This is a genomic window from Bradyrhizobium canariense (genome assembly GCF_018130465.1).
Taxonomy (GTDB): Bacteria; Pseudomonadota; Alphaproteobacteria; order Rhizobiales; family Xanthobacteraceae; genus Bradyrhizobium; species Bradyrhizobium canariense_C.
The window spans coordinates 303,633-326,971 of the sequence record NZ_JAFCKJ010000003.1; the positions used below are offsets into that span (position 1 = coordinate 303,633).

At 64.5% G+C, this 23,339-nt stretch carries 13 protein-coding genes; 1 reads left to right on the top strand and 12 read right to left on the bottom strand.

Annotated elements, in window-relative coordinates:
* Positions 1–33 precede the first annotated feature (33 nt).
* Genes JQ591_RS10215 through JQ591_RS10230 form a run of 4 tightly spaced genes read right to left on the bottom strand, consistent with a single transcriptional unit; the run spans position 34 to position 9,207 of the window.
* Entirely contained in the window at positions 34–3,138 is a 3,105-nt protein-coding gene (locus JQ591_RS10215; RefSeq protein WP_211395873.1) for an efflux RND transporter permease subunit, read from the bottom strand.
* On the bottom strand, positions 3,138–6,287 hold the full coding sequence (locus JQ591_RS10220; protein ID WP_211395874.1) for an efflux RND transporter permease subunit: 3,150 nt from the start codon (positions 6,285–6,287) through the stop codon (positions 3,138–3,140). Before JQ591_RS10220 ends, JQ591_RS10215 begins: the two co-directional genes overlap by 1 nt.
* Before the next feature lie 36 nt (positions 6,288–6,323).
* A complete protein-coding gene (locus JQ591_RS10225) occupies positions 6,324–7,733 on the bottom strand; it encodes an efflux RND transporter periplasmic adaptor subunit (RefSeq protein ID WP_211395875.1) in 1,410 nt (469 codons plus the stop codon).
* Entirely contained in the window at positions 7,723–9,207 is a 1,485-nt protein-coding gene (locus JQ591_RS10230) for an efflux transporter outer membrane subunit (protein ID WP_211395876.1), read from the bottom strand. Before JQ591_RS10230 ends, JQ591_RS10225 begins: the two co-directional genes overlap by 11 nt.
* 740 nt (positions 9,208–9,947) lie before the next feature.
* Between JQ591_RS10230 and JQ591_RS10235 the strand changes: the two genes are divergently transcribed.
* Positions 9,948–10,982 (top strand): cysteine synthase A, encoded by a 1,035-nt coding sequence (locus JQ591_RS10235; RefSeq protein WP_211395877.1) that lies wholly within the window; start codon positions 9,948–9,950, stop codon positions 10,980–10,982.
* A gap of 21 nt (positions 10,983–11,003) precedes the next feature.
* Here JQ591_RS10235 and JQ591_RS10240 read toward each other — a convergent pair whose 3' ends face one another.
* From JQ591_RS10240 to JQ591_RS10275, 8 genes are all read right to left on the bottom strand, one after another.
* Complete coding sequence (locus JQ591_RS10240) at positions 11,004–11,537, bottom strand: DUF805 domain-containing protein (protein ID WP_211395878.1); 534 nt, start codon at positions 11,535–11,537, stop codon at positions 11,004–11,006.
* A gap of 135 nt (positions 11,538–11,672) precedes the next feature.
* The gene (locus JQ591_RS10245) at positions 11,673–13,913 is read right to left on the bottom strand and encodes a tetratricopeptide repeat protein (protein ID WP_211395879.1); all 2,241 of its coding nucleotides are present in this window, start codon (positions 13,911–13,913) and stop codon (positions 11,673–11,675) included.
* A 143-nt stretch (positions 13,914–14,056) separates the two neighbouring features.
* Entirely contained in the window at positions 14,057–16,300 is a 2,244-nt protein-coding gene (locus JQ591_RS10250; RefSeq protein WP_211395880.1) for a tetratricopeptide repeat protein, read from the bottom strand.
* A gap of 123 nt (positions 16,301–16,423) precedes the next feature.
* Entirely contained in the window at positions 16,424–18,664 is a 2,241-nt protein-coding gene (locus JQ591_RS10255) for a tetratricopeptide repeat protein (protein WP_211395881.1), read from the bottom strand.
* A gap of 100 nt (positions 18,665–18,764) precedes the next feature.
* Positions 18,765–19,502: an amino acid ABC transporter ATP-binding protein gene (locus JQ591_RS10260; RefSeq protein ID WP_249136738.1), complete on the bottom strand. Its 738-nt coding sequence runs from the start codon at positions 19,500–19,502 to the stop codon at positions 18,765–18,767.
* An 11-nt stretch (positions 19,503–19,513) separates the two neighbouring features.
* Positions 19,514–21,034 carry an amino acid ABC transporter permease gene (locus JQ591_RS10265; protein WP_211395882.1) on the bottom strand — a complete coding sequence of 507 codons (1,521 nt, stop codon included), beginning with the start codon at positions 21,032–21,034 and terminating at the stop codon, positions 19,514–19,516.
* Positions 21,031–22,236, bottom strand: a complete 1,206-nt coding sequence (locus JQ591_RS10270; protein ID WP_211395883.1) for an amino acid ABC transporter permease — start codon at positions 22,234–22,236, stop codon at positions 21,031–21,033. The genes JQ591_RS10265 and JQ591_RS10270 overlap by 4 nt, the downstream gene beginning before the upstream one ends.
* Positions 22,237–22,261: 25 nt before the next feature.
* Entirely contained in the window at positions 22,262–23,278 is a 1,017-nt protein-coding gene (locus JQ591_RS10275; RefSeq protein ID WP_211395884.1) for an amino acid ABC transporter substrate-binding protein, read from the bottom strand.
* Positions 23,279–23,339: the final 61 nt, after the last annotated feature.

A 23,339-nucleotide genomic window follows, 5' to 3' on the forward strand; every position in this document is an offset into this window, starting at 1 on the left:
CTATACGCTCTGCACGGCGGTTCAACAACCCGCCTATTCAGCCGGCGCGGCCAGCGGGCGCGGCTCGGAGCGGCGGCGCAGGCGGTCGATCAGCAGGTAGATCACGGGCGTGGTGTAGAGCGTCAGGATCTGCGAGACGAACAGGCCGCCGATGATGGTGATGCCGAGCGGGCGGCGCAGCTCGGTGCCGGGGCCGGTCGCGACCACCAGCGGAATGCCGGCGAACAACGCCGCCATGGTCGTCATCAGGATCGGCCGGAAACGCGCCTGGCAGGCCTCGAAGATCGCCTCCGCCGAAGACAGGCCGCGCTGGCGCTCGGCATCGAGCGCGAAATCCACCATCATGATGCCGTTCTTCTTGACGATGCCGATCAACAGGATGATGCCGACGAAGGCGATCACCGTCAGCGGCGTGTTGGTGAGCTGCAAGGCCAGCAGCGCGCCGAGGCCCGCAGAGGGCAGCGTCGATATGATCGTCAGCGGATGGGCGAGGCTCTCGTAGAGCACGCCGAGCACGATATACATCGCCACCAGCGCGCCGAGGATGAGGAGCGGCTGCCGGCCGCTGGTCCTGGCGAAATCGCCGGCATTGCCGTCAAAACTGCCGCGGATTCCCTCCGGCATATGCAGCTCCTCGACCGCGCGCTGGATGTTCTGCGTTGCGGCCTGGATCTGCACGTCCGGCAACAGGTTGAACGACACCGTGGTCGAGGGGAATGACTGCGAATGATAGACCGCGAGCGCTGCCAGCCCGCGCGTCGCATGCACCACGGCCGACAGCGGCACCTGCGCGTCGCCCGCGCCGGCGACATAGATGCGTTCGAGGTTGGACGGGTCGACCTGGAATTTCGGGTCGATCTCCAGCACGGTCATGTACTGGTTGCGCTGGGTGTAGATGATCCCGATCTGCCGCTGCGAGAACGCGTTGTTGAGCGCGTTGTCGATGTCCTGGACGCGGACGCCGAGCGCGGAAGCCTTCTGGCGGTCGATCGACAAGGTCAGTTGAAGCCCGCCGGGATCGCGGTCGCTGGAGATGTCGGTGATGCCCTCGACGCTCTCCATGCGCTTGGCCACGATCGGGGCCCATTTCTGCAACAGGCCGAGGTCGGTGCTGGTCAGCGTGTACTGGTAGTCGGAATCGCTCTGCCTTCCGCCGGCGCGCACGTCCTGGGCAGCGAACATGAACAGGCGGATGCCGGGCACCGGGTACAGCGCCCGCCTGAGACGGTCGATCACCACCTGGGTCGAGACGTGGTCGCGCTCCTCCGGCGGCTTCAGGCTGATGAACATGGTGCCGCGATTGGAGGTCGCACCACCCGGCCCGCCGCCGCTGCCGACGGTGGAGCCGATGCCGGCCACGGCCGGATCCTGCATCACGATGTCGGCGAGCCGCTGCTGCAGGCCGAGCATGGACTGGAACGAGATGTCGGCCGAGGCGCGCGTCGCCCCGATGACGAAGCCGGAATCGTCGGTCGGGAAATAGCCCTTGGGGATCTTGATGTAGAGCGTCACCGTCAACGCAATGGTGGCGAAGAACACCAGCAGCGTCAGCAGCGGATATTCCAGCACGGTGCGCAAGGTGCGGGTGTAGAAAGCGACGATGCGCGACAGCGAGCCTTCGATGATCCGGTCGAACAGGGTTGCCGTGCCGGACGTTGTCTGCCGGATGTAATGCGCGCAGATCATCGGCGTCACCGTGAGCGACACCAGCGTCGAGACCAGGATCGCGAAGGTCAGCGTCAGCGAGAACTCGCGCAGCAGCCGGCCGACGATGCCGTCCATGAAGATCAGCGGCGTGAAGGCCGCGATCAGCGACAGGCTGATCGACACCACGGTGAAGCCGATCTGCCGGGCGCCGTCCAACGCCGCCTGGAGCGGCCGCATGCCGTGCTCGAGATTGCGGTACATGTTCTCGATCATGACGATGGCGTCGTCGACCACGAATCCGACGGAGATCGCCAGCGCCATCAACGACAGATTGTCGATAGAGAAGCCCGCGACCCACATGCCGGCGCAGGTCCCGGCCAGCGCCAGCGGCACGGAGATTCCGGCCGCGATCGTCGGCGTGAGCCGCCGCAGGAACACGAACACGACGACCATCACGAGGATGGCGGTCGCGAGCAAGGTCCACTGCATGTCGAGCACGCTGGCGCGGATCGTGCTGGTGCGGTCGACCAAAGTGGAAATATCGACGCCGGCCGGGATCCATTGCTTCAGCGCGGGGATCAGCGCCTTGACCCGGTCGACGGTGTCGATGACGTTGGCATCGCCCTGCTTGGTGATCTGGATCAGCACCGCCGGCTGCTTGTTGAACCAGGCGATGGAGCGCGCGTTGCGGACGCCGTCCTCGATGTCGGCGACGTCGGCCAGCCGAACGAAATTGCCGTTCGAGCTCTTGATGACGATGTCGCGGAACTCCTTCGCCGTCCGCATCTGCCTGTTGAGCGACAGCGTCTCGCTCTGGCGCTCGCCGTTGAAGATGCCGACCGGACCGAGCGGGTTGGCGTTGACGATCGCGGTCCGCACGTCGTCGGTGGCAATGCCGGCGTTGGACAGCGCGACGGGGTTGAGCTGCACCCGCACCGCCGGCTGATCGGCGCCGCTCACGGTAACGTCGCCGACGCCGGGCACCTGCGAGATACGCTGCGCCAGAACCGTATCGGCGACGTCGTAGATCGCGCTCGCCGACAGCGTCTTCGAGGTCAGCGCCAGAACGAACACGGGGGCACCGGCGGTGTTGGCCTTGCGGAAGCGCGGCAGCGTCGGCAAATCGCTCGGCAGGTCGACCAGCGACGCGTTGATCGCCGCCTGCACGTCGCGCGCGGCCTTGTCGATGTTGCGGCCGATGTCGAACTGGAGCTGGATGTTGGTCGTGCCGAGCGACGACGTCGAGGTGATCTGGTTGATGCCCGCGATCTCGCCGAGCCGACGCTCCAATGGCGAGGCCACGGTCGCGGCCATCACGGACGGGTCGGCGCCGGGACGGCTGGCCGAGACGAAGATGGCGGGGAAATCGACGTTCGGGACCGAGGCGACGGGCAGAAACTCGTAGGCGACGACACCCAGCAGGAACAACCCGATCGACAGCAGCGTGGTCGCGACCGGCCGGCGGATGAAGGGCTCCGAGATCGATGCCATCACTGCATCCCCTCGGTCGCGCCGGCGACCGGCGGGCCACCGGATTCAGCCGGCGGCAGCGCCTGCTCGAGGCGGCGGTTGATGCGGTCCAGCGCGAGGTAGATCACGGGCGTGGTGTAGAGCGTGAGCAATTGGCTGAGCAGCAGGCCGCCGATGATGGAGATGCCGAGCGGAAAGCGCAGCTCGGCGCCGGTACCGCTCTCGATCGCCAGCGGCAGCGCGCCGAACAGCGCCGCCAGTGTCGTCATCATGATCGGGCGGAAGCGCAGGAGACAAGCCTGCACGATCGCCTCGTTCGGCGACATCCCCTGCCGGCGCTCGGCCTCGAGCGCGAAGTCGATCATCATGATCGCGTTCTTCTTGACGATGCCCATCAACAGGATGATGCCGATCAGCCCGATCACCGAGAGGTCCTGCCCGCACAGGATCAGCGCCAGGATCGCGCCGACGCCGGCCGAAGGCAGCGTCGAGAGGATCGTGATCGGATGGATGTAGCTCTCGTAGAGCACGCCGAGCACGATGTAGATCGTGATCACCGCGGCGAGCAGCAGCCAGGGCTGGCCGGCCAGCGCCTTGGCGAATTCGGCGGCGTCGCCGGCATAGACGCCGACGATGCTGTTGGGCATCTCGATCCGGGTCTCGATGGTCTTCACGGCCTCGACGGCATCGCCGAGCGCCGCGCCCGGCGCGAGATTGAAGCTGAGCGAGATCGACGGGAACTGCGCCTGGTGCGAAATCGCGAGCGGCGCGGTGGTGCGCGTCAGCGTCGCCACGGCGGAGAGCGGCACTTGTGCGTTAGGCGCGCCGGCGGTCGCGCTCGCCGCGCCCGGCAGATAAAGCTTCGACAGGATCGAGGGATCGCGCTGGTACATCGGCAGCGCTTCCAGCACCACGCGGTACTGGTTGGCCTGGCCGTAAATCGTCGAGATCTGGCGCTGCGCGAAGGCATCGTTGAGCGTGTCGGTGATGCCCTGGAGGCTGACGCCAAGCTGGCCGGCGCGGGTGCGGTCGACCGTGAGCTGCGCCCGCAGGCCGCCTTCCTGCGCCTCCGAGGAGACGTCGCGGAACAGCGGGTCGCGCCGCATCTCGGCGACCAGCTTGCGCGCCCATTCCGACACCAGGGCGGCGTCGGTGCCGGTCAGCGTGTACTGATATTGCGAGCGGCTCGACTGGGTCGAGATCTGCACGTCCTGCACCGGCTGGAAATAGACGGTCATGCCGGGGATGCCCGACACCCTCTCCTTCAGCCGGGTGATAACCACGCTGACATCGTCGCGCCGCTCGCCACGAGGTTTCAGCGTCATGACAAGGCGGCCGACATTGGTGGTCGGATTGACCGAGCCTGCCCCGATCACCGAGACCACGCCGGTCACATCAGGGTCGGTCTTGATGGCGTCGGCCGCCTCGGCCTGCCGCTTCTGCATCTCCGTGAACGACACGTCGGGACCGGCTTCCGTCACCGCCGTGATCGAGGCGGTGTCCTGCAGCGGCAGGAAGCCCTTGGGGGCAACAACGTAAAGCACGAGGGTTGCCACCAGCGTAGCGAAGGTCACGACCAGCGTGGCGCGCTGGCGTTCCAGCACCCACAGCAGCGTCCGGTGATAGCCCTCGACGGTTCGGTCGATGAAGCGGCTGACGGCAGCCAGTCCCGGTACCGCCAGTTCCTCATGCGCATGGCGCAGCAGGCGCGAGCACATCATCGGCGTCAGCGTCAGCGAGACGACGGCCGAGGTCACGACCGCGATCGTCAGCGTCAGCGCGAATTCGCGGAACATGCGGCCGACAAGGCCCGACATGAACAACAGCGGGATGAACACCGCGATCAGCGACACCGTCAACGAGATCACGGTGAATCCGATTTCGCTGGCGCCCTTCAGCGAGGCCTCCATCGCACTGTCGCCGTTCTCCATGTGGCGCACGATATTTTCGATCATGACGATGGCGTCGTCGACGACGAATCCGGTGCCGATGGTGAGTGCCATCAGCGACAGATTGTCGAGGCTGAAGCCGGCGAAATACATGATGCCGAAGCTCGTGATCAGCGACAGCGGCAGCGCCACGCCGGCGATCAGCGTGGCTCGCAGCGAACGCAGGAACAGCAGCACCACCAGCGTCACCAGCACGACGCTCAGGATCAGCGTGAACTGCACGTCGCGGACCGAGGCGCGGATGGTGACGGTGCGGTCGGAGACGATGGTGAGGTTCACGCCGGCCGGAATAGCGCGCTGGACCTTTGGGATTTCCGCGCGGATCTGGCTGACGACGTCGATCACGTTGGCGCCGGGCTGACGCTGGATGTCGATGATGACGGCGGGCGAGCCCTGATACCAGCCGCCGGTGCGGTCGTTCTCGAGGCCATCGACGATCTGCGCGACGTCGCCGATCGTGACTGGCGAGCCGTTGCGGTAGGCGATGATAACAGGCTTGTAGGCGTCGGCGGCGGCGATCTGGTCGTTGGCGGCGATGATGTAGGATTGCTGCGCGCCGTCGAGCGAGCCTTTCGGCCCCGAGACGTTGGCATTGGCGATCGCGGTGCGCAGGTCCTCCATGGCGATGCCATAGGCGGCTAACCGCGCCAGATCCGCCTGGATGCGAACCGCCGGCTTCAACCCGCCCAGGACCGAGACGCGTCCGACGCCGGAAATCTGGCTCAGCCGCTGCGCCAGAAGCGTGTCGGCGATGTCGCTCATCGCCCGCAGCGAGATCGTGTCGGAGCGCAGCGCCAAGGTCATCACCGGCGCATCGGCCGGGTTCACCTTGGCGTAGGTCGGCGGATAAGGCAGTGTCTTGGGCAGCACGCCAGCTGCGGCATTGATCGCGGCCTGGACGTCCTGGGTCGCGCCGTCGATGTCGCGATTAAGATCGAACTGGAGCGATATCTGGCTGACGCCGAACGAGCTCGTCGAGTTCATCGCCGACAATGACGGGATCTGGCCGAGTTGCCGCTCCAGCGGCGCGGTGATCAGTGAAGCGATGACGTCGGGGCTCGCGCCGGGCAATTGCGTCGTCACCTGCACGGTCGGGAAATCGACCTGCGGCAGCGCAGACACCGGCAGCGCGAAATAGCCGAGCAGCCCGCCGATCAGAAGCGCGATACCGAGCAACGAGGTCGCGATCGGCCGTCGGATGAAGGGTTCGGAGACGCCCATGGGATGCGCTTGCCGCTCAGGCGGCTGTTGTCGGGATCATGGCTGCTTGGCTCCACTTCCCGATGCCCCAGGACTCGGCGGAGGCCCTGGTGCCGGTCCGGTCTGGCCCTTCTGGTCGCCTTCGCTGCTCTTGCGCTTGGCGCGGAACTCGCCGTCCTTGTCTTGTCCGTCCTTCTGGCCGTCTTTGGCGCCATCCTTCTTCTGACCATCCGGCCCGCGCGAGCGCTTGCGCGGCGCGAGATCGGCCGAGGGGGTCTGGTCGTCGCGGCCGATGACCACCTTGGAGCCGTCGGACAGATTGGCAAAGCCTGTGGTGACGACCTTGTCGGTCGCCGACAGGCCGCTGGCGATGACGGCGTCATGCTCGTTCTGCTGCGTCACCGTCACCGGCTTGGCCGAGACGACATTGTCCTCGCCGATGACATAGCTGAAGGTTCCGATCGGTCCGCGCTGCACGGCCGAGGTCGGCACCACCAGCGCTTGCTTCAAGGTCTCGACCTTGAGACGGACATTGACGAACTGGCCCGGCCAGAGCTGGTAGTTGGTGTTGGGGAATTCGGCTTTGAGCTTGAGCGTGCCGGTGGTCTGGTCGACCTGGTTGTCGATGCCGGTGAGCTTGCCGGTGTCGATCACGGTGAGGCCGTCATTGCCGAACACGTCGACCGCGAGCGTGCCCTTCGACGCGGCGGCGTTGACCCGCATGATCTGCTGCTGCGGCAGGCTGAACCACACCGCGATCGGCTGCAATTGCGTGATGACGACGAGGCCCGTGGTGTCGGAGGCGTGGATGATGTTGCCCTGGTCGACCTGGCGCAGGCCGGCGCGGCCCGAGAGCGGCGCCACGATCTTGGTGTAGCTCAGCGTCGCCGCCGCATTGTCGATCGCGGCCTGGTCGGCCTTCACCAGGGCCTCGGTCTGCGCGACCAGCGCGCGCTGGGTGTCGGCCTGCTGCTTGGATCCGGCGTTGGACGCCGCGAGCTGCTCGTAGCGTGTAAGGTCGATACGCTGGTTGGCGAGCTGGGCCTGATCCTGCGCCTTCTTGGCAACGGCCTGGTCATACGTCGCTTGATAGAGCGCCGGGTCGATCTCGCCGACCACGTCGCCCTTCTTGACGTCCTGTCCCTCGGTGAAATTGACCGCGATCAGCTTGCCGTCGACCTGCGAGCGCACGGTCACGGTGTTGAGCGCGCGGATCGCGCCGACGCCGTCGAGATAAACTGGAACGTCCTGGATGCGGGGCGTCGCCGCCAGCACCGGTACCGGCAGATCCGGCCGCTGATTGCGGCCGTTCGCCTGCTGCGGCTGCTGGTGCCAGGTGGTCCAGCCGTAGTAGCCGAGCCCGCCGAGGATCGCGAGCGTGATCAGGGTCATGACGAAGCCGCGCCCGCGCGACTTCTTCGCCGTTCCCTCCTTCGCGCCCTGCTTCGCATCCGGCTTAAAGAGCATTGACCGGTTTCTCCATCCTCGGCTCCCAGCCGCCGCCGAGCGCCTGATACAGGCTGACGATAGCAAGAAGGCGGGCAAGTTGCGCCTGTGACAGCGCGTCTTCCGCCTGGAACAGGGTCAGTTGGGTGTTGAGCACGGTGACGATGTCGGCGGTGCCGGCGCGCAATTGCTGCTCGGAGAGATCGAAGGCGCGGCGCGAGGCGGTCAGGACATCACGCTGCAATTGCAGCTTGATCGTGGTCTGCTTGATCGAGAACAGCGCATTGTCGACGTCGGCAAACGACTGGATGATGGTCTTGCGGTAGGTCTGGAGCAATTCGTCCTGCCGCGCCTTGGCAAATTCGAAATTGCCGAGGATCTTGCCGCCGTCGAAGATCGGCTGCGTCGCGCTGCCGACGAGCTGGAAGAAGGCCGCATGCGGCTGGAACAGCGAGACCAGGGCCGAGCTCTGATAGCCGCCATTGCCCGTGAGCTGGATGGTCGGAAAGAACTGCGCGCGGGCATTGCCGACGTTCGCGGTCGCGGAGGCGAGCTGGGCCTCCTGCCGACGAATGTCGGGCCGCTGCGTCAGGAGCTCCGACGGAAGGCCGGGCGTCACGCGGGGAATCGCGATCCGGTTCAGCGAGCCGCCGAGCACGCGCACGCTCTCCGGCGGCCGCGACACCAGGACTGCAAGTGCATTGACGTTCTGGTCGAGCGTCTGGCGCAGCGGCGGCACCAGCGCCTTCTGGTTTGCGAGCACGCTCTCCTGCTGGGCGACGTCGAGATCGGTGCCGGTGCCGGCCTTGCGTCGTTCCCTGACGGCATCGAGGATGCGCTGCGCGCTCGCGATGTTGCGCTGTGAGGTCCTGATGCGATCCTGTGAGGCCAGCACCTGGAAATACGCGTTGGCCACGCCCGCCAGCGTCGTCAGCGCAACGACGTCGCGATCGAAGCGGTTGGCGTTGGCCGTCTCTTCCGCCGTTTGCAAGGCGTCGCGGTTCTGACCCCAGAAATCGAGCTGGTAGCTCGCGCTCAGCGAAGCCTGATAGTTGACGACCTCGCGGCCGCCATTGGTGAGCCCCGAGGCGGAGGAGCCGGAGGTGCGCGAATAGGCCTCCTGTCCAGTGCCGGAAAGGCTCGGCAGCAGTGCGGCACCCGCCTGCCGCGCCTGGGCGTCGGCCTCGACGATGCGCGAAACGGCGGCGGCAATGTCGAGGTTGACGGTGTGCGCCTCTTCCATCAGCTGTGTCAGTTCCGCCGAGCGGAAGCTGCGCCACCAATCCAGCGACGGCGGCGTATCCGCCTTGCCCGCATATTTGTACTGCGTGGGAACGTCGAGCGCGGGGTCCGGAAGATCCTGCGTCAGCACGCAAGCGCCCGAGCCCGCGGCAAGGCCCAGCACCGCAAGCCACCGTGCCGCGCGCCGCGTCCGGGACGCGGAACCTAGAGACCGCCGCACGGCGATCGCAGGATCGTCCTGTGTCACATCCACCCCCCGCCGGGCAGATCGAGCCGCCGCCGCGAAGCCGGATTAACCGATTCGCGGCAGGACAGTCGGGGGGCGTTGGACAACTCGTTCACAGCGGTGATGCTTTCTGAGGAACCGGAAAATCATACTAGCCGGGCGCGGAACAGCGGGACAGTCCCGCAGTTGCGAGATGGTCGCCAAAGCGCGACGATCCCAGGGCCAACAAAGTGCCAAAAATCACTGTCCTGCAGTGCTTTTTTGAATCTCGAAGCCGTTCCGGAGCGCATTCAAGCTTACCAACATTTCATGTGATATTGCCGCCACACCAACGCCAGTGGCTTTAATCCGTCCGTACCGCTCGCGATCCGGCTTCAGCGCTGGTCTCGAAGCCGGGCCGGGCCAGTCCACGAGGTCGTCGATTGTCGAAAACGAATAGGCATTCGTCGTGCCGATATGTCTGCCGCCTTCTGCACGCTATCCACGCGCGTCGCTATCGACGCGTCCCGCCAAAGGCGATGAATTGTCGCGAGAGCGCTGACGACGGCCGTAATCTTCCATGTTCTGGCAGAGGCCGGCCATATCCTCCTACCGATATCCCGCGGCGTAGCACAGCAGCGGCATCGGCGATCTCTCCTCCCAAAACTTTCACTGCTTCCGGGCACTTCCGCCGGTTTCGCCGCAGCGCAAAAGCCTTCCCCTTTGGCCTCCCAAGCACTAGGTTCTGGCCAACCTGATCAACCCCTTTGCCAGTGATTTCCCCTGACATGACCATCAAAAACGACGTTGTCGAAGCCATCGGCAACACCCCGCTGATCAAGCTCAAGCGCGCTTCCGAGCTGACCGGCTGCACCATCCTGGGCAAGGCCGAGTTCATGAATCCCGGTCAGTCGGTGAAGGATCGCGCCGGCAAGTGGATGATCCTGGAAGCCGAGAAGCGCGGCGAGCTCAAGCCCGGCGGTCTCGTGGTGGAAGCGACCGCCGGCAACACCGGCATCGGGCTCGCGGTCGTCGCGAGCGCCCGCGGCTACCGCACGCTGATCGTGATCCCGGAGACGCAGAGCCAGGAGAAGAAGGATTTTCTGAAGCTGTGCGGCGCCGAGCTGCTGGAATCGCCGGCACTGCCCTATTCCAATCCGAACAACTACCAGCATGTCGGCCGCCGTCTTGCCGACGAACTGCGCAAGACGGAGCCGAACGGCGTGCTGTTCGCCGACCAGTGGAACAACCTCGACAATGCGAAGGCGCATTACGAGTCCACAGGTCCTGAGATCTGGGACCAGACCGGCGGCAAGGTCGACGGCTTCGTCTGCTCGGTCGGCAGCGGCGGCACGCTGGCCGGCATCAGCCGCTTCCTGAAAGAGAAGAACAAGGACATCAGGATCGCCTGCGCCGATCCGCATGGCGCCGGCATGTATGAATATTTCAGAACGGGCGATGCCAAGGCGACGCCGGGCGGCTCGATCACCGAGGGCATCGGCCTCAACCGGGCGACCGCAATCGTCGAGAGCGCGAAGGTCGATGACGCCTATCTCGTTCCCGATGCCGAAGCGGTCACGGTGATCTACGAATTGCTCCAGCACGAAGGCCTCTGCCTCGGCGGCTCGACCGGCATCAACGTTGCCGGCGCGATGCGTCTCGCAAAGCAGCTCGGGCCCGGCAAGACGATCGTCACCGTGCTCTGCGATTCCGGCAGCCGTTACCAGTCGAAGCTGTTCAACGCCGACTTCATGCGCGCCAAGAGCCTTCCGGTGCCGGAATGGCTGGAGAAGCGCAGCAACATCAAGCTGCCGTTCGTCTAGAACGTTCTGGAAGCCGGCTGGCTAGCTCCAGGACGGCCGCGACGATCCCTGCGACACCCGCGCGAGGCGCTCGTTCGATAGCGAGGGCTTGATCTCGCGCGTGCGCGGCGCGAGGGGAGCGCCGTAGGAGCCTTCGCTGTCGCCGCCCGGCCAGAACATGAGCGCGAGCATCAGCGCGAGATTGACGAGCGCGCCGACCGCCGTTGCCTGGTGCTCCTGCCCGATCGCCCAGGCCGGAAACCGGCCCGCGACGACATGGTCGACGATCATGAGCGCGAACCAGGCCGGCACCACGCAGACCGGATCCCAGCCGATGTCGCGGATGCGCATCGATTGCAGCGTGAAGGTCGCAACTCCGAAGAAGACGATCGCAGCGATGATCGCCCAGCTGCTGGTGAGGTCTTCCGGCCGGATCGCGCCGGGCGAGGTGTCGCGCAGCACGGCCATTGCGATTGCAAAGCAGATCGCCGTCATCACGATCGCAAGCGCGACCGTGGCGAGGAAGAAATGCAATCGCCCGAGCCGGGCGTTCAAGCCGAAGACGAAACCGAGCATTGGCGCACCCTTTTGGCGCCATATGCACAGAGATAGCTTTCGGAGCCATGAACCGGCACGGGCGCGCGCCGGCGCATGGTTTCCGGACGGCTAAGCAGGCCTGCGCAATTCGAGACTTCGCCCCGGCCGGCAGGGTCAGGCGCCCTCGCCGCCCTTCGAAGCCGAGGCGCAATAGTCGCGCCAGAACCGGCGATAAGCCGCTTCGACCTCGCGCGTGTAGACTTCGACGTTGCCGGCGGGCGAAGCTGCGATCCGAGCCGGCAAGTCCGCGCGCAACTTCGCCAGATGGGCCGGCAGTGCCGCATATTTGCATGCGATCGCGGCATAGCCCTCGTCATTATCGGCGACCCAGTCGTCGAGACCGACCGCAGCCACGATCGACCCGCCGGCGCGCGACGATGCGCCGTTGCCGAGCTTGGCGACGACCGGAACGCCCGCATAGAGCGATTCCCAGGTGCTCACGCCGCCGTTTTGCGGGAACGTGTCGAGCGATATGTCGACGTTCGCAAACGCCAGCAGATGCTCGTGACGCGGGGAGGAGCCCAGGCAGGTGACATTCTCTTCGGCAATGCCCTGTGCCACGAACCGCGCGACCAGGCTGTCGCGCAGCATGGGATCGTCAAGCAGGGTATGCTTGACGATGATCTTCGACCCGGTCACCTCGCGCATCACTTTCGACCACACGCGGATGGCCTCGTCCGAGATCTTGTAGATGCGGTTGAACACGCCGAAGGTCACATAGCCGTTGCGGAGCATGGGAGGCTCCGATGCGGGCAGATCCAAAATGGGATCGATCGTGATCAGGCACGGCAGGTCGTAGACCTTTTCAGCCAGCAGATGGCGCGCCGATTGCGGAATGAAGACCGGATCCGCGAGCACATGGTCCATGGTCTGAAGGCCCGTGCCCGTGGCGTGACCAAACCCCGAGACTTGGATCGGAGCCGGCTTGCGTGCGAAGACATGGAGCCTGTTGCCGGTCGTGTGCCCGGACACGTCGATCAGGATATCGACCTTGTCGGCCTGAATGCGATCGGCCAGTTCGTCGTCCGACATCTGCCAGGCATCGACCCAGACGTCCGCCGAGGACCTGAATGCGGCGGTCATCTCATCTCTCACCGGCGAGCACGAATAGCAGACGATCTCGAACCTGGCGTGATCATGGTGGCGCAGCACCGGCAACAGGGTGAACCCTGCCGAGTGATGCCAAAACTCGGCAGCAACATAGCCAACCACGATCCGCCTGTCGGGATCGAGCTGCCGGGGGGCAAGAGTCCTTCGCGGCAACTTCGAGCCGATCGCGTCCCACCACTGTTTTCGTGCGGCCTGCTGAACCGCGAAATCGGCGTCGGAGAGATAGTCGAGAAAGAAGATCTTCCGCCCGATCAAGGCGGCGTCCGGCACAATGGCCAGCGCCCCGTCAAGAAGCTCGACCGCCGATGCGATCTCTCCCTGGTTTGCAAAACAAGCGCTCAGCAGCGCCATCCCGATCGCGGAGCGTGGATATTCCTCCAGCAACGTGGTGCAGGCCAGAATCGCTTGCGCCGTGTTTCCCATGCCGAGCGAGACTTGTGCCTTTCCCTGCAAGGCCACCTCGAGCTTGGGCGAAAGCGCAAGGGCTGCGTCATAATCCGCCGCCGCCTGTTCCAACCTCGACGTCTCGAAATTGAGCCGTCCACGGTTCGCCAGGATTTTCGCCGAACCCGGCCTGATCGCGAGCGCTGCCTCGAGCGCGATTCTGGCCTCGTCGAAGTTCTTGAGCTCGATATTGACCAAACCTTTGCCGACGAGCGCCTCCACGTTTCGCGGCTGAAACAACAGTGCGCGCTCGAAGCTCTGTTTGGCGCGATCAAGCTGGCGCAGCGCAAGCTCCGCCAGGCCGCGATTGCAGAGCGCATCGGCATGATCCGGCTTCAGCCCGATCGCGCGATCGTACATTTCGATAGCCTGCTCGACGCGGTCCAGGTGCAAAAAGGTATTGCCGAGGTTGGCCAAGGCCATCGGGAAGCTCGGCTTCAACGCGATGGCCCTCTCCAGGGACGTACGCGCGGCCTCATATTCCCCAAGTGCGAAATGCGTGGCTCCCAAATCGGAAAATGCCTGTGCCGAGCGAGGGTCGACCGTTACGGCATACTTGAGTGCCTGTTTCGCTGCCTCGAACTGTCGGCTCGCGAATGCGCCCAAGCCAAGCAGGTGCAAGGCGCCGAAATGCTCCGGAAGTTCATTCAGGATCTGGCGGCAGAGCGCCTCGGTCTCCGCATACCGGCCCTGGCCATAGGCCGCATTCGCGGTCGAAATGGTCGCGTCCGCCTGCTTCTTCAATTTCTTCTGCAATCGCGCATTCTGGAATGCGCGCGCGCCGGCGCCGCTGCTCTGCAAGGTGTCTCTCCGGAAGGATGGTCCGGGGCGAGTCTAGCTGATTCGCAAGCGTGGCCGGCCGGCCAGTCAACCGGCCCGGCACGTCCGGGATGTCCCGGTGCTCAGCGCAGGATCCGGCTCAGGAACCGCTTCGTGCGGGCGGCCTACGCAATGTCGACGTCATTCGAGGCCGCGGCACAATAGTCGCGCCAGAACTTGCGGTAACCCGCCTCGAGCTCACGCGTGTAGGTCTCGACATTGCCGGCGGGCGAAGCCGCGATCTGGGCCGGCAAATCCGCGCGCAACTTCGCCAGATAATCGGGCTGCGACGCAAATTTGCGGGCGATCTCGACATAGCCATCGTCATCCTCGGCCACCCAGTCGCCGAGGCCGACGGCAGTCACGATAGAGGCGCCGGCACGCGAAGAGGCCCCGATGCCGAGCTTGGCCACGACGGGAACGCCCTTGTAGAGAGATTCCCAGGTGCTGATGCCGCCATTTTGCGGGAACGTGTCGAAGGAAATATCGACCTGGGCGAAAGCCGCCAGATGGTCGTCGCGCGAGGTGGTGCCGAGGCAGGTGATGTTCTCTTCGACAACGCCCTGCGCCAGGAAGCGCGCGACCAGGCCATCGCGCAGCAGGGGATCATCGAGCAGACCATGCTTGAGGATGATCTTCGATCCCGGCAGCTCCCGCATGATGCGCGACCACACCCGGATCGCATCATCCGATATCTTGTAGATGCGGTTAAACACGCCGAAGGTGACGTAGCCGTTGCGGAGCATCGGCAGCTCCGAAGGCGTCAGATCCGAGACGGGCTCCATGGTGATCAGGCAGGGCAGATCGTAGATTTTCTCGGCAAACAAATGCCGAACCGATGGCGGAATGAAAATGGGATCCGCGAGCACGTAGTCCATTGTCGGCATGCCCGTGCCTGTCGCGTGTCCGAAGCCAGTGGCCTGGATCGGGGCCGGCTTCCGCGCGAAACACTGCAGCCTGTTACCGGTCGTGTGGCCCGAAACGTCGATCAGGATGTCGACATTGTCGGCCTGGATACGATCGGCGAGCTCGTCATCCGAAAGCCCCCAGGCATCGACCCAGACGTCCGCCAATGATTTGAACATGGCGGTGTACTCGTCCGCGCCCGGCCAGGAGTAGTAGCAGATGATTTCAAATTTGGTGTGATCATGATGGCGCAGCACCGGCAGCAGCGTGAGCCCCGCTGAGTGTTGCCGGAATTCGGCCGCGACGTAGCCGACCACGATCCGCTTTTCCGGATCCAGCGGCCGCTTCGGCAGCTCCCTTCGCGGCTGCTTGGAGCCGATCTGGTCCCACCAGGATTTTCGCACCGCCTGCTGGATCACGAAATCGGCCTCGGCGCGGTAGTCCTCCAGGAAGATCTTTCCTCTGATCGCATCCCCATAGTCCGGCCGGAGCGCCAGCGCGCGGTCGAGATATTCGATCGCGGCGTCCATGTCCCCCTGGTTCGAATACGAGAAGCCCATCAGCGCCAGCCCCATCTCTGAGCGCGGATTTTGCTCGATCAGGGCCGCTGCGGCCGCCATCGCCTGCGCGGTCCTTCCCATGACGAGGCAGGTCTGGGCCTTCCCCCGGAGCGCCAGCTCGAGCTTGGGCGAGATCGCAAGCGCCGCCTCGAAATCGGCAAGCGCGGGCTCCAGGCGCTGCAACTCGTAACTGAGCCGCCCGCGTTGGGCCACGATTCTCGGCGAGCCGGGCTTGATCGCTAGCGCCATGGCAAGCTTGGCCGCCGCCTCGTCGTGGTGCCGGAGCTCCATGCTGACCATGCCGCTGCCGACGATGGCCTCGGCGTGACGGGGCTGAAACAGCAGGGCGCGGTCGAAGCTGTCCTTGGCGCGCATGATCTGTCCAAGCACAATTTCGACCATGCCGCGATTGCAGAATGCATCGGCATAATCCGGCTTGATCTTGATGGCGCGCTCATGCAGCTCGAGCGCCTGTTCGTACTGCCCCAGATGCATCAGCGTGTTGCCGAGATTGGTCAGCGCGACCGCAAAATTCGGCTTTAGCGCGATGGCCCTCTCCTGGCACCGCCGCGCCTCTTCGTAGTTGCCGAGGTCGAAATGCACGGTGGCGAGGTTGTTGTGAGCATCGTGCAAACGCGGATCGAGCGCAATCACGCGCTCGAGCAGCTGTTGCGCCTCCTCCAGACGCCGGCCGTCATGCGCGCACATGCCGAGCAGGTGCGTAGCGTCGACATGATCCGGCAGCGCTTTCAGGATCTCACGGCAGAGCGCCTCGGTCTCGGCATATCGTCCCTGGCCATAGGCAGCGGCCGCGGCGGAGATGACGGCGTCCGCCTGCTTCATCAATTTCTTCTGCAATCGCGCGTTCTGGAATGCGCGCGCGCCGGCGCCGCTGCTCTGCAAGGTGTCTCTCCGAGGGATGGCCCGGCGAGAGTCTAACTGATTCGCAAGCCTGGCCGGCCGGTCAGCCGGCGCGGTGATGCCCCGGGATTTCCCGGGGCTCAGCGGCCCGGCACCGCTGGCCTCCTACGCAGCGTCGCCGCCTTCCGGAGCCGCGGCACAATGGTCGCGCCAGAACCGGCGGTAAGCCGCTTCGACCTCGCGCGTGTAGATTTCGACATTGCCGGCGGGAGAAGCTGCGATCTGGGCCGGCAACTCCGCGCGCAACTTCGCCAGATGCGCCGGCTGCGCCGCGTATCGGCAGGCGATTGCGGCATAGCCCTCGTCATCCTCGGCGACCCAGTCATCGAGACCGACGGCAGCCACGATCGACCCGCTGGCGCGCGACGATGCGCCGTTGCCGAGCTTGGCGACGACAGGAACGCCCGCATAGAGCGATTCCCAGGTGCTCACGCCGCCGTTTTGCGGGAATGTATCGAGCGATATGTCGACGTTCGCAAACGCCAGCAGATGCTCGTGGCGCGGGGTCGAGCCCAGGCAGGTGACATTCTCTTCGGCAATGCCCTGTGCCACGAACCGCGCGACCAGGCTGTCGCGCAGCATGGGATCGTCAAGCAGGGTATGCTTGACGATAATCTTTGACCCCGTCATCTCGCGCATGACTTTCGACCATACGCGGATGGCCTCGTCCGAGATCTTGTAGATACGGTTGAACACGCCGAAGGTCACATAGCCGTTGCGGAGCACGGGAGGCTCCGAAGGCGGCACATCCAGGATGGGATCGATCGTGATCAGGCACGGCAGATCGCAGACTTTTTCGGCCAGCAGATGACGCGCCGATTGCGGAATGAAGATAGGATCCGCGAGCACATGGTCCATGGTCAGAAGGCCCGTACCTGTGGCGTGTCCGAAACCCGTGACCTGGATGGGGGCCGGCTTGCGGGCGAAGACATGGAGCCTGTTGCCGGTCGAATGCCCGGACACGTCGATCAGGATATCGATCCCGTCGGCCTGGATGCGATCGGCCAGCTCGTCGTCCGAAAGCTGCCAGGCGTCGACCCAGACGTCCGCCATCGACCTGAATTTGTCGGTTATCTCATCTCGTAACGGCGAGCACGAATAGCAGACGATCTCGAACCTGGCGTGATCATGATGGCGCAGCACCGGTAACAGAGCGAATGCTGCTGAGTGGTTCCTGAATTCGGAAGCGACATATCCGATCAAGATCCGCTTGTCCGGATCGAGCTTGCGGGGCGACAACGCCCTTTGCGGCAATTTGGCGCCGATCGCTTCCCACCAATGTTTTCGCGCGGCCTGCTGGACCGCGAAATCGGCGTCGGGGAGATAGTCCAGAAAGAAGATCTTGCGTCCGATCAAGTCCGCGTAATCAGGCGCGATTGCCAGCCCCGCGTCGAGATGTTCGAGCGCCGTCGCGATGTCTCCCTGGCTCGCATAGCAGGAAGCCAGAAGCGCAATTCCGATGTCGGACCGCGGATTTCCCTCGAGCAAGGTCTGGACGGCCGCAATCGCCTCCGCCGTGTTGCCCAGCAGGATGTTGACTTGCGCCTTTCCCTGCAAGGCCACTTCGAGCCTTGGCGAAAGCGCCAGCGCCGCATCGAAGTCCGCGAGCGCCTGCTCCAGCCGCGAGAGATCGAGATTGAGCCGTCCGCGCTGCGCCAGAATCTTCGCCGAATCTGGCTTGATCGCGAGCCCTGCCGCGACGGCTGCGGCCGCCTCTTCGTAGTGCCGGAGCTCGATGCACACCATTCCCTTGCCCGCGATCGCTTCCGCGTGACGCGGCTGAAACACGAGGGCGCGATCGAAACTCTTCTTGGCGCGCTCGAACTGGCCTTTGATCAGCTCCGCCATGCCAAGGTTGCAAAATGCATCGGCATAGTCCGGCTTCAGCCGAATGGCGCGTTCGTGCAGCTCAATAGCCTGCTCGCCGAGGCCCATGTGCAGCAGCGTGTTGCCGAGATTGGTCAAGGCGATCGGAGAATTCGGCTTCAGCGCAATCGCCTTCTCCTGGCATGCGCGAGCGTCCTGAAATCTTTGGAGATTGAAATACACTGCCCCGAGATTGCCATGGGCATCGGGCGAACGCGGATCGAGCAAGGTCGCGCGCTCGAGCAGTTGTTGCGCCTCCTCGAGCCGGCCGCCATCATACGCGCGCAGGCCGAGCAGGTGCGCGGCGTCGAAATGGTCCGGAACCTCCGTCAGAATCTGGCGGCAGAGTGTCTCGACCTCCGCGTATCTGCCCTGCCCGAGGGCCTGAATCGCAGCGGACATGACCGCGTCCGCCTGCTTCTTCAACTTCTTTTGCAATCGCGCGTTCTGGAATGCGCGCGCGCCGGCGCTGCTCTGCAAAGTCTCTCTCCGGGGTATGGCCCGAAAAGTGGCTAGCCGATTCGCATGGTGCCAAGCTGGTGGGTCGGTGAGACCAGCTATGAGAGCGGATTGCAGGCGCTCAGCGCAGGATCTGGCTCAGGAACAGTTTTGTGCGGGCGTGCTGAGGGGTCGCGAAGAACTCGTTGGGCGTGTTGGCTTCGATGATCTGGCCCGCGTCCATGAACACCACACGGTTGGCGACCTCGCGGGCAAAGCCCATCTCGTGGGTGACGACCAGCATGGTCATGCCCTCCTCGGCGAGGTCGACCATGGTGTCCAGCACCTCCTTGACCATTTCGGGGTCGAGCGCCGAGGTCGGCTCGTCGAACAACATCACCTTCGGGTTCATGGTCAGCGCGCGGGCGATCGCGACGCGCTGCTGCTGACCGCCGGACATCTGTCCCGGAAACTTGTTGGCCTGGTGCGGGATCTTGACCCGCTCCAGAAACTTCATCGCCGCCGCCTCGGCGTCCTTCTTGGGGATGTTGCGCACCCAGATCGGCGCCAGCGTGCAATTGTCCAGCACGGACAGATGCGGAAACAGGTTGAAGCTCTGGAACACCATGCCGACTTCGCGCCGCACCGCGTCGACGTGCTTCAGGTTCGGCCCAAGCTCGATGCCATCGACGACGATCTCGCCTTCCTGAAACTCCTCGAGCGCGTTGATGCAGCGGATCAGCGTCGACTTGCCCGAGCCCGAGGGGCCGCAGATCACGATGCGCTCGCCCTTCCCGACCGCAAGGTCGATGTCGCGCAGAACGTGAAACTCGCCGTACCATTTGTTCAGGCCGGAAATCTTGACGATGGGGTCGGACATGGTGAGCTCGATCAGTTGCGGCGGTGAGCGTTGAGACGGTGCTCGACGAAAAGCGAGTAGCGTGACATGCCAAAGCAGAAGATGAAGTAGATGATCCCGGCGAAGGCGAAGCCGGTGAACGCGGTCGACGGCGACGACCATTTCGGATCCGAGAACGACGCCCGCAGCGAGCCCAGGAGGTCGAACAGCGCCACGATCGAGACCAGCGAAGTGTCCTTGAACAGTGAGATGAAGCTGTTGACGAGGTTCGGAATGACGTGGCGCAGCGCCTGCGGCAGCACGATCAGCGAGGTCGTCTTCCACCAGGACAGTCCCAACGCCGCGGCCGCCTCGCCCTGCCCGCGCGGGATCGCGGCCAGCCCGCCGCGGACGTTCTCGGCCTGATAGGCGCCCGTAAACAGCGAAATTCCAATCAGCGCACGCACGAGACCATCAACCGTGAAATTGCCCGGCAGAAACAGCGGCAGCATGTAGGTGGCGAAGAACAGCACGGTGATCAGCGGCACGCCGCGCCAGAACTCGATGAAGGCGATCGAGAAGATCCGGATCAGCGGAATGGTCGAGCGGCGGCCAAGCGCCAGCGCAATGCCGATCGGCAGCGAGGTGACGATGCCGGTGACGGAGACCACCAGCGTCACCAGAAGCCCGCCCCACAGGTTGGTCTGCACGATCGGCAGTCCGCCGTGATCGAGCCCCATCAGCTTGATCACGATTGCGATGGCGACGAAGGTGGCGATGCTGGATGCCAGGGCCCGCCCGCCGGTGCGGACGCCGCCGCCGAGAACAAAGGCGATCAGGGAGACGATCGCGGCCGTGATGGCGAAGTCAGCCCAGACCGACTGGCCCGTCCCCTGGAGCTGGTCACGCAGCCAGGTCAGCGGAAAGATCAGCCAGTAGATCGCGGTACCCAAGAGCACGATGAAATTGCCGACGACCCACAACAGCGGTGCGACGGCGGACGTCTTGCCGAGACTGAGCAGAGCCTGCCCGGCGCCGATAATGCTGTCGTCGAACAATTGCAGCAGGTCAGCCGTCCAGCTCAGGCCGAATCCCTTGATGCCGCCGCCGTGCAGCAGAAAGAATGCAACCACTGGAAACGCGACGAAGAACAGGCCGGCGTTCAATCCCTTCGACGGCAGCCGCGGAATGAGCAACGGCAACAACAGGACCACCGCCAGGACGAGCGTGAGGTTGACCCGCCAGCGTTCGGCCTCGGGGTAGAAGCCGTAGATCAGTTGCGGCAGCTTGGCCTGGATGTAGGGCCAGCAGGCGCCGACCGCAAAGCCCGCGTTCTCGGCGAGGCAGGCCGTGCGATCCTTGCCGGTCCAGACTGCATCGACCATCAGGAATTTGACGGAAGGAATGATGGTGAACCACAGCAGCAAGGCGCCGACGATCGTGAGCAGGATGTTGGTCGGCGAGTTGAACAGGCGCGTCCGCACCAGGCCGATGAAGCCCGTGGTCTTCACCGGCGCGGGACGCTCATTGAGAAGGTCCTGGCGGACGAAACTGGACGAGGTGATGTCGCTCATGCGCCGAGACTCCGGCTGACGCGCCAACCGTAGACGCTCATGACGGCGCTGGTGATCAGCGAGATCAGGAGATAGACGCCCATCGTCATGGCGATGATCTCGATGGCCTGCCCGGTCTGGCTCAGCGACGTGCCGGCGAACACGGAGACGAGGTCAGGATAGCCGATCGCGACGGCCAGCGACGAATTCTTGGTGAGATTGAGGTACTGGTTGGTCAGCGGCGGAACGATGACGCGCATCGCCTGCGGCACGACGACCAGGCGGAGCGTGGTGCCGCGGCTCAGGCCCAGCGACGATCCCGCCTCCATCTGTCCGCTGTGGACGGAGAGGATGCCGGCGCGCACGATCTCGGCGATGAAGGCAGCGGTATAGGTCGACAAGGCCAACGTGAGTGCCACGAACTCCGGGATGATCCGCGAGCCGCCGGCGAAATTGAAGCCCTTGAGCTGCGGCAGCTCGAAGGTGAAGGGCAGACCCGATACCAGCATGGTGACGAGCGGCAGTCCGAACAGCAGGCCCAGCACATAGGGCCAGATCCGGATCATCTGACCCCGCTGAAACAGCGCCCGGCGCGCATAGATGCGCAGCGCCAGCGAAGCCACGATGCCGAGCGCCAGCACCGCAACAAACACCTCGAAGCCGCTCTCGCCGATCGGGCGGGGAATGACGAGACCGCGATTGCTGACGAAGGCGATGCCGAGCAGCGAAATGCTCTGCCGGGGATTGGGCAAGGCCGCGAGCACCGCCAGGTACCAGAACAGGATCTGGAACAGCACCGGCAGGTTGCGGATGATCTCGACATAGATCTCGCCGACCCGCGAGAGCAGCCAGTTGGGCGACAGCCGGCACAGCGCGACGATGAAGCCGATCACGGTGGCAAAGACGATGCCCACCACCGAGACCACGAGCGTGTTGAGGAGTCCGACCAGGAACACGCGCAGGAACGTGTCCGAGCCGGTATACGAGATCAGCGTCTGATTGACGTCGAAACCGGCGTTGTTCCCGAGGAAGCCGAAGCCGGCGGCAATGTGCTGGTTCTCGAGGTTGGCGCGGGCGTTCGAGACGATTTCATAGGCAATCCAGCCCAGGACCGCAGCGAAGGCAAACTGGACGGCGATGCCGTTCCAGCCTGTCTTGCCACCCAGCACGCGCCTGATCTTCAGCGCGATCTGGGGCGGGGGTTTGCGGGCCTCGGTGCTCATCGCCGCGTGCGCGGGTCGAGGGGGATCAGCGGATCGGCGGCGCGTACTGGAGACCACCCTTGTTCCAGAGATTGTTGAGACCCCGATTGATGGCAAGCGGCGAGCCCGCGCCGACGTTGCGGTCGAACACTTCGCCGTAATTGCCGACGGCCTTCACGATGCGCACCACCCAGTCCTTGGTCAGGCCGAGCTGTTCACCGAAATTGCCGTCGGTGCCGAGGACGCGTTTCAGCTCCGGATTTTCCAGTTTCGCCTTCTCGTCGACGTTCTTCGCGGTCACGCCGAGCTCTTCGGTGGTGATCAGGGCAAACAGCGTCCATTTCACGATGTCGAACCATTGGTCGTCGCCGTGGCGCACCATCGGTCCGAGCGGCTCCTTCGAGATGATTTCCGGGAGCACCATGTGATCGCCGGGATTGGCAAGCTTCAGGCGGTTGGCGTACAGGCCCGACTGGTCGGTGGTGAAGACGTCGCAGCGCCCGGCCTCGTAGGCCTTGACCGTTTCGTCGTTGGTGCCGAACGCGATCACCTCGTACTTCATGTTGTTGGCCTTGAAGTAGTCGGCGAGATTCTGCTCGGTGGTGGTGCCGGTCTGGACGCAGACCGAGGCGCTGTTGAGCTCGAGCGCCGAGTTCACCTTGAGCGACTTCTTCACCATGAAGCCCTGCCCGTCATAATAGGTCACGCCGGTGAAGTTGGCGCCGAGCGAGGTGTCGCGCGAAATGGTCCAGGTGGTGTTGCGCGACAGCACATCGACTTCGCCGGATTGCAGCGCCGTGAAGCGGTCCTTGGCGGAGAGAGGCACGTACTTGACCTTGGTCGGATCGTTGAAGATCGCCCCGGCGATCGCGCGGCAGACGTCGACGTCAAGCCCGGTCCAGTTGCCCTTGTCGTCCGGCGAGGAGAAGCCGGGCAGGCCCTGACTGACGCCGCAGGACAGCATGCCCCGGTCCTTGACGGTCTTGAGCGTTTGCGCATCAGCGGCTTGGGCGGTCAGGCCGGCGGCGAGAGCGAGAGTGAGAGCCAGGGTTACGCGTTTCATGGGCTTTAGGCCTTTCAAAGTCGTCTCAAGGTCAGGAACGTTGTCTTTGGGATAGTCTCTG

Bases quoted from the DNA above. Each gene is read 5' to 3' on its own strand.
- JQ591_RS10235 (WP_211395877.1), top strand. From the start codon at position 9,948: ATGACCATCAAAAACGACGTTGTCGAAGCCATCGGCAACACCCCGCTG.
- JQ591_RS10240 (WP_211395878.1), bottom strand. From the start codon at position 11,537: ATGCTCGGTTTCGTCTTCGGCTTGAACGCCCGGCTCGGGCGATTGCAT.
- JQ591_RS10265 (WP_211395882.1), bottom strand. From the start codon at position 21,034: ATGAGCGACATCACCTCGTCCAGTTTCGTCCGCCAGGACCTTCTCAAT.
- JQ591_RS10225 (WP_211395875.1), bottom strand. From the start codon at position 7,733: ATGCTCTTTAAGCCGGATGCGAAGCAGGGCGCGAAGGAGGGAACGGCG.
- JQ591_RS10260 (WP_249136738.1), bottom strand. From the start codon at position 19,502: ATGTCCGACCCCATCGTCAAGATTTCCGGCCTGAACAAATGGTACGGC.
- JQ591_RS10275 (WP_211395884.1), bottom strand. From the start codon at position 23,278: ATGAAACGCGTAACCCTGGCTCTCACTCTCGCTCTCGCCGCCGGCCTG.
- JQ591_RS10215 (WP_211395873.1), bottom strand. From the start codon at position 3,138: ATGGCATCGATCTCGGAGCCCTTCATCCGCCGGCCGGTCGCGACCACG.
- JQ591_RS10270 (WP_211395883.1), bottom strand. From the start codon at position 22,236: ATGAGCACCGAGGCCCGCAAACCCCCGCCCCAGATCGCGCTGAAGATC.
- JQ591_RS10220 (WP_211395874.1), bottom strand. From the start codon at position 6,287: ATGGGCGTCTCCGAACCCTTCATCCGACGGCCGATCGCGACCTCGTTG.